9 protein-coding genes are annotated in these 6,356 nt (G+C 75.3%); 3 read left to right on the plus strand and 6 right to left on the minus strand.

The features are described from left to right. Positions 1-17: 17 nt before the first annotated feature. Positions 18-983 (minus strand): amidohydrolase family protein, encoded by a 966-nt coding sequence (locus EF903_RS08725; protein WP_125542549.1) that lies wholly within the window; start codon positions 981-983, stop codon positions 18-20. 430 nt (positions 984-1,413) lie between these two features. Here EF903_RS08725 and EF903_RS35085 point away from each other — a divergent pair, with 430 nt between their 5' ends. Continuing rightward, the gene (locus EF903_RS35085) at positions 1,414-1,959 is read left to right on the plus strand and encodes a hypothetical protein (RefSeq protein WP_260614972.1); all 546 of its coding nucleotides are present in this window, start codon (positions 1,414-1,416) and stop codon (positions 1,957-1,959) included. A 70-nt stretch (positions 1,960-2,029) separates the two neighbouring features. On the opposite strand, the gene EF903_RS08735 is transcribed toward EF903_RS35085, so the two are convergent. The 3 genes from EF903_RS08735 to EF903_RS08745 form a co-directional block, all read right to left on the minus strand. Continuing rightward, on the minus strand, positions 2,030-2,404 hold the full coding sequence (locus tag EF903_RS08735) for a VOC family protein (protein ID WP_125542551.1): 375 nt from the start codon (positions 2,402-2,404) through the stop codon (positions 2,030-2,032). A gap of 67 nt (positions 2,405-2,471) precedes the next feature. Next, the gene (locus tag EF903_RS08740; RefSeq protein ID WP_125542553.1) at positions 2,472-3,365 is read right to left on the minus strand and encodes a hypothetical protein; all 894 of its coding nucleotides are present in this window, start codon (positions 3,363-3,365) and stop codon (positions 2,472-2,474) included. Beyond that, entirely contained in the window at positions 3,362-4,036 is a 675-nt protein-coding gene (locus tag EF903_RS08745) for a hypothetical protein (RefSeq protein ID WP_125542555.1), read from the minus strand. Before EF903_RS08745 ends, EF903_RS08740 begins: the two co-directional genes overlap by 4 nt. Positions 4,037-4,329: 293 nt before the next feature. On the opposite strand from EF903_RS08745, the gene EF903_RS08750 reads away from it, so the two are divergent. Continuing rightward, positions 4,330-4,872 (plus strand): GNAT family N-acetyltransferase, encoded by a 543-nt coding sequence (locus EF903_RS08750; protein WP_125542557.1) that lies wholly within the window; start codon positions 4,330-4,332, stop codon positions 4,870-4,872. A 34-nt stretch (positions 4,873-4,906) separates the two neighbouring features. On the opposite strand, the gene EF903_RS08755 is transcribed toward EF903_RS08750, so the two are convergent. Further along, the gene (locus EF903_RS08755) at positions 4,907-5,215 is read right to left on the minus strand and encodes a DUF3040 domain-containing protein (RefSeq protein WP_125542558.1); all 309 of its coding nucleotides are present in this window, start codon (positions 5,213-5,215) and stop codon (positions 4,907-4,909) included. A gap of 113 nt (positions 5,216-5,328) precedes the next feature. Beyond that, on the minus strand, positions 5,329-5,649 hold the full coding sequence (locus EF903_RS08760; RefSeq protein WP_125542560.1) for a putative quinol monooxygenase: 321 nt from the start codon (positions 5,647-5,649) through the stop codon (positions 5,329-5,331). A gap of 160 nt (positions 5,650-5,809) precedes the next feature. Between EF903_RS08760 and EF903_RS08765 the strand changes: the two genes are divergently transcribed. Continuing rightward, complete coding sequence (locus EF903_RS08765) at positions 5,810-6,127, plus strand: helix-turn-helix transcriptional regulator (RefSeq protein WP_125542562.1); 318 nt, start codon at positions 5,810-5,812, stop codon at positions 6,125-6,127. The last annotated feature ends 229 nt before the right edge of the window (positions 6,128-6,356 follow it).

Consider the following 6,356-nt stretch of genomic DNA (forward strand, 5'->3'; position numbering starts at 1 on the left):
CGTGGGACGGGCCGGTCTCAGCCGGCGAGGCGGGCGGCCAGCGCGGGGAACAGCCGGAGGGCGTTCGTCCGGCCCACCCCGGCCCGCTCGGCCTCCGTCCACCCGTCGTACGCGGCGAAGCCGGCCGTGTTCTCGGCGGTGTGGGAGGCGGGCATGAAGGGGTAGTCGCTGCCGTAGAGGATGCGGCCCGCGCCCGCGAGGCGGGTCAGCGCGGGCAGCGCGAACTCGTTGGCGGACATGGCGACGTCGTAGTGCAGCCGGCCCAGCGTGCCGATGACGTCCGCCGGGGCGCGGTCCTTCAGGTACGCGCCGATGGTGGGGCCGTGGGTGAGCCGGCGGGCCAGGAACGGCAGGGTGCCGCCGGCGTGCGACAGGATCAGACGGAGGCCGGGCAGGCGGTCGAGGACGCCGTTGAAGAGCAGGCTCGCCGCGGTGCGGGTCGTCTCGAAGGTGAACTCGTACAGCGACGCCGGCAGGTCGAAGGTCTCCAGGTCGCGGCTCGGCGGGGTCGCGGGGTGGACATGGACGGCCGCGCCCCGCTCGGCGATCTCCGCGAGCAGCGGCTCGAACTCCGGGTCGCCGAGGTAGCGGTGCCCGTACGAGGTCAGCAGCCCCGCCCCGTCCAACCCCAACTCGTCCATGGCATAGCGCAGTTCGTCGCGGGCGGCGGCCACGTCGGGAAGCGGGAGGATGGCGAACGCGCCGAAGCGGGTCGGGTGCTCGCGGACCAGCCCGGCCAGGTATTCGTTGACCCGCCGGGCCATCTTGGGGGCGTCCGTGCCGTCGAGGAAGCTGACGCCGGGGGCGGTGATCGACAGGACGGCCGCCGCTATCCCGTGCGCGTCCATCACCTCCAGGCTCTGCTCGGGGGTCCAGTCCGGGTAGTCGACGCCCGGGATCGCCTTCCGGGCGCCGAGCGCCTCGGCGTACAGGGGCGGTACGGCGTGGTGGTGGACGTCGATCAGACCGGCGGGTGTGGACATGCGGCAGCTCCTGGCGTGAGGACGGCGAAGGGAACCGGGCCCGTACGGCGGCCCCGGGCGTGTCCGGGCGGGTCCTGCCGGCCGTGCCGGGCAGGGGGGCGTCGCCGCGGCGCCTCGGCCCCCCGCGGGGGACGGGCCGCACCGGAGTCCCCCCACGCCGTACGACGGACACGTCTGCGATCGGCCCCAAGGCTACGCAGGATCGCCGGCGGCGGCAGGCGCGCCGGGAACAAAGCCCGGGCGGATTGCGGGAATCCGTCAGCACGGCGTTTGCCGGGCGTCCGGCCGGGCGGTGACCGGGCGTGCACCGCACGGGCCGCGCGACGCCGATCGGCCCTTAGGGCGTACCGGGGCGGTGCCGGGGCCGCGCCGTGCCAGGATGAGGGGCGCGCTGTTCCGTCTGCCTGTTCCCTGTTGCGAGGAGGCCGAGTTGACCAGTCCCGAGGCCAGGGGTCCCAAGGTGCCGCCGACCCACCCGCCGAAGACGCCGCCTCCGCAGAGGAAGCCGGTGGAGGCGCCGCGTCCGCAGCCCGCCGCCAAGCCGAAGGAGGTGGCGGTACGGGCCCGTCCGCGGATGGTGGTCCGGAACCGGCGCACGGCGGCGCTCGCCTTCCGCGCCGACCGGTGGGCGGCGGGGAAGGCGGCCCGCCAGGCCGTGGAGACGGTCCGCGGCTGGGGATACGCGGGCGCGCACGAAGAGGACGTGGAGCAGTCGGTTCGGGTCCTCGTCGGGGCGGCGGTCGCCGACGGCGGGAAGCGTCTGTCGGTGCACCTGGGCGACCAGGAGGGGAAGATCCTCGTGGCCGTTCTCAGCCATGTCCTCGGCGCGCCCGACGACAGTGTCCTCACGCAGGTCGCGGCCCTGGCCGCGACCTGCGCCGTCGGCACGGACACCGGGGAGGACGGACGGCGCATGTGGGCCGTGCTGGACACCGCCCCGCGGCGCCGCCGGCCGGCGCCGGGCCCCACCGCCTGAACGCGGCCGCCGCAGCCCGACCCGAGCCCGGCGGCAGGGCGGCGGCCCGGCCGGGCGGGGGGTGCCCGCGTCAGTGGAGGCAGAGGCAGAACGGGTGTCCGGCCGGGTCGGCGTAGACGCGCCAGTTGGCCTCCGGGCGGATCTGGTCCGTCCGCTCCAGCAGGGTCGCGCCCAGGGCCAGCGCGCGCTTCTCCTCGCCGTCGAGGTCGTCGACGTCGAAATCGAGGTGGACCTGCTGCGGCCGCTGCTGACCGGGCCATGCGGGCGGCCGGTAGCCGTCGACCCGCTGGCAGGCCAGGGGTGTCCCCTCGAAGCCGTGGACCTCCAGCCAGTCGGGGTCCTCGGGGTCCTCGACGACGCGGCCCCCGAGCAGCTCCGCGTAGAAACGCGCGAGCCGGGCGGGGTCGTCGCAGTCCAGTGCGACCGCTTGCAGCCTTCGGATCACGTCGACACCTCTCGTCACTCGGCGGTCTTCGGCTCCTACCCCCTCCGGCGGGGATCACGCGCCGCGGTCACCCGGGCGGCGGGTTCTCGCGCAGCACCCGTGCGACGTTCTCGAAGTGGGCGCGGTACGTCCGCCGGACGTCCTCCCACTTCGCCGGGTCCTTCGCGATCTCCTCGCGCTGGCAGGCGGCTTCGACCGTCTGCCACACCGGGACGACGGACGCCTCGCCCATGCAGGCGGCGTCCGCGACGGCTGTCGCGATCTCCGGCGAGGACGGCGCGGGCCGGGGCCGCACGGGGGGCAGGTCGAGCCGGTCCGAGGCGGAGAAGACGTCCGCCGGCAGATCGTACCCCCTGCGGGCCATGCAGGCGGCCCAGGCCTGCTCGGCCTTCCTGACCCGCGGGTGGCGGCGCGCCTTCTCGTAGGCGGCCAGTTCCATGTCGTTGGCGGTGCGCAGGGCGTCGCCGTAGGTCTGCGGGGTGGCGTCCGCGCCGTCCAGGGCGCGGACCGCCTCGCCGTGGCAGCCGCCTTCGGGCACCTTCCGTCCGGCGTACTCGGCGACGGTCCCGGAGGAGACCTGGTTCTCGGCGGTGCCGGGCTCCGCGTCCTCGGGTGCCGTGTCGTCACCGGGGAGCCAGTAGCCCCATTCCCGGGCGCGGGCGGCGTCCGGGGTGCCGTAGCGGCGTTCGGTGCGGGTGGCGGGGCCGCGCAGGACGCGGCGGTCGTGGTAGGCGGAGTCGATGCCGAACCGCTTCAGGCACCGCGCCATCAGGACGGTGCGGGCCCAGCCGTCCTCGGCGATCTGCCGCGGGGAGGGCATGTACTCCTCCACGGGCAGTGCGGGCGGCGGGCCGGGCGGGACCCCGTCCCCGTCGTCCCCGACGGGGCCGCCGCACGCCGCAGCCAGCGCCGCCGCCCCCGCCGCGAGGGCGAGGGCGGCGGCGCGGCGGAGCGCCGTCACCACGAACGGTCGGCCCGTCCGGAGGCGTTGTTGTTCTTCAGCCAGTCGGGCAGGTCGCGGCCCGTGCCCGGCGCGTACCAGGCGCGCAGGCCCTTGTGGTTGCTGTTGTAGAACACGCCGAAGGTGTAGTGGCCGCTGGCGTTGTGCACGGCAGCGGCGTTGTTCTTGACGGGCTGGCCGCCGCCGGGGAGGCCGACCGGGAACGTGTGGCCGGCGTAGTCCTTGATGGTGGACTGCGTGTCCTTGCGCTTGAAGTTGGCGTTCCGGTGGCCCGAGTTGAAGTAGAGGCAGACCTCGCCGTAGGCGCAGAGGTTGTTCGGCTCGTCGGCCGCCGCCAGGGGCGCGGCTCCGGCCGGGGCGAAGAACTTGGTCCCCTTGACGACCACTTCGCGGAGCGGGGCGGCGCCCCCGGCCGTGTCGAAGCCGAGGGCGCGCTCCTCGGCCTCCTTCCGCGCCTTGTGCGCGAGGTGGCCGGCGTCGAACTTGCCGTCCGCGAGGTCGCGGGCGTGCTGCACGTCGGCGGAGACCGGGTCGGCGCCCGGGAGGGCGCCGGCGGCCGCGGCGGCCTGCGTGCCGGCGAGGGCGAGGCAGGCGGCGGTCAGGGCGACGGCCGCGCGGGCGGCCCTGCGGCCCGTCGTGCGCGCGGTGCGGGCAGTGCGAGAGACGTGCATGTGAGTTCCCCCATGGAATCGGTGGTACGGCCGGTGTCCGGCGGTTCCGGGCGAGCGGTCGCGGACTCGCTCCCGCCCTGGTCGGGGCCCGTGTCGGTACCGGTTCCCGCACCTTACGGGCCGTCCGGCAGCGACGGCGGCTCACCTCTGCACACCGTGCGCGCGACGGCGGTTGCATCCCGCACAGCGAGTGCGGCCGGGGCCGGCCGGGCCCGGGGAAAACGGCAGGGGTTTCCGGCCCGGCCGCGGTTATCCTGCCTCGTCCCACACCGCAGGCCGAGGAGGGCCCCAGCATGAGCGGCACCACGTCGTCGTTTCCCGAGCGCATGGAGTTGCGGGGGGAGGGACTCGTCCTGCGGGACTGGACGGAGGACGACCTGGCCGCGATGCCGGAGCTGTTCGACCACCCCGACATCGCGTACTGGACGCCCATCGTCTCGCCGTTCGACGCGGCGGCCGCCCGGGCTCGGCTGGAGCGGGACCGGAAGCTGCGGGCGGAGGGCACGACGATCCTGCTCGCGATCACCGTGGACGGCGGCGCCCCGCTCGGCGAGGTCATGCTGCGGCGCGCGCCCGAGGGCACGGAGATCGGCTACGCGGTCGGCCCGGCGCACCGCGGGCAGGGGCTGGCGGCGCGGGCGGTGCGGGTGATGGCCGCGTACGCGTTCCGGGAGCTCGGCGCCGAGCGGGTGATCCTGGAGCTGGAGGCGGAGAACGCCGCCAGTGTCTCCGTGGCCACCAGGGCGGGCTTCCGGCTGCTCGACGTGCCCCTGATCGAGGGTGAGGAGAAGGGCCGGCCGTTCTCCCTCCAGACGTGGGGCCTGGACCGGCCCTGAGCGCGGGACGGCCGGCGCCCCGGGTCCTTGCCGGTCAGGGCCGCCAGGGCAGCCGGGGGCCGTGGCCGAGGACGTGGGAGACGGTGAGGACCGCGCCGATCCAGGCAGTCACACCGCCCCATGCCAGGGGGCCGGAATCCGTCGCACTGCCCGCGAGGAGCAGCAGCAGCGCGGTGGGCAGCAGGGCCGCCGCGACGGCCAGCCGCGCCCGGTGCCGAGCCCGGTGCCGGGTCCTGTCCGCGGTCCGGGCGGCCGGGGGCGGGGCGGCGTCCGCGTCGGACAGCTGCGCCGCCAGCTGGTCCCACGCCGCGGCCTCACGTGCCGTCAGTCCGGTCCTCGCCATGCCAACCCCCTCGTCGCCGCGGAACGGCCGCTCCCGCACCCGCTGCTGCCCGCGCCGGCACCGCCCATGCGTTCCCGCCCGCGCGTCCCGCCGCGTGCCGCGCCCAAACGGGGTCAGGACGGGCGGTGCCCGTACGGGCTGTGCATCGTGAGGAAGCTGATCTCCAAGTCGGTTTCGAGGAACTCCATGCGCCGTTCCCGGAAGTCGCGGAGGTGCGGCAGGTCGAGGTGGGCGTCGAGGTCCGCCTGCGAGCGCCACGACTCGTAGAAGACGAAGACCCCGGGACGGTCGCGGTCCTCGTGGAAGTGGTACTCCAGGCAGCCCGGTTCCCTGCGGGTGGGTTCGACGAAGGACAGCAGCAGTTCCTTCAGCTCCGCGGCGCGCTCCGGCCGCGGACGGGCGGTGCCGACGAGGGTGACGGGCGGCTGGCTCATGGGTGCTCCCTGGGAGGGCTGTTGACCGCGCGAGGAGGGCCGACGCGACGGAGGTACGGTTGATTTCGTACCTGCATGAACGCTAACGATCTTCAAGGTATGATGCAACCCGTACCTTTCGGCGTGCGCCGAACACCCCGCGACGTGGAGGCCGCAGCCCGTGCCCGATACCGAAGGCCATCCGGAGACCGCCGAGATGGAACTCGGCAAGGTCCTCGCCGCCCTCGCCGACCCGCTCCGCCGGACGGTGGTCCGCGAACTGGCCGCCGCGCCCGACGGGAACCCCCGCACCTGCGCCTCGTTCGGGCTGCCCGTGTCGAAGGCGACCCTCACCCACCACTTCCGCGTCCTGCGCGAGGCCGGGCTGATCCGGCAGGTGGACCGCGGCAACAGCCGCATGGCCACCCTGCGCCGCGACGACGTCGAGCGGCGCTTCCCCGGACTCCTCGCGCTGCTCGCCGCCGAGGAGCGCCCCTGACCGCTGCGCCCGGCGGGGGCGTTTGAAGGCGGCCGTCGACGACCAGACGAGGGAGACGTGCAGGTCGCGAGGGGAGGAGCCGGGATGGCTGCAGCGAGAGTGCGCCGGAGGGGCAGGAGCGGCGGGGGCGGCGGTGCGGCGCCGGTGGGCCGCGACGTCGTGCTGGCCGTCGGCCTGGTGGCGATCTGCCTGGGCGGGGCGGCCCTGTTCGTGCGGACGGCCGTGGGGG

It is taken from the genome of Streptomyces sp. WAC05292, assembly GCF_003949955.1.
In the GTDB taxonomy this organism is placed as follows: Bacteria; Actinomycetota; Actinomycetes; order Streptomycetales; family Streptomycetaceae; genus Streptomyces; species Streptomyces globosus.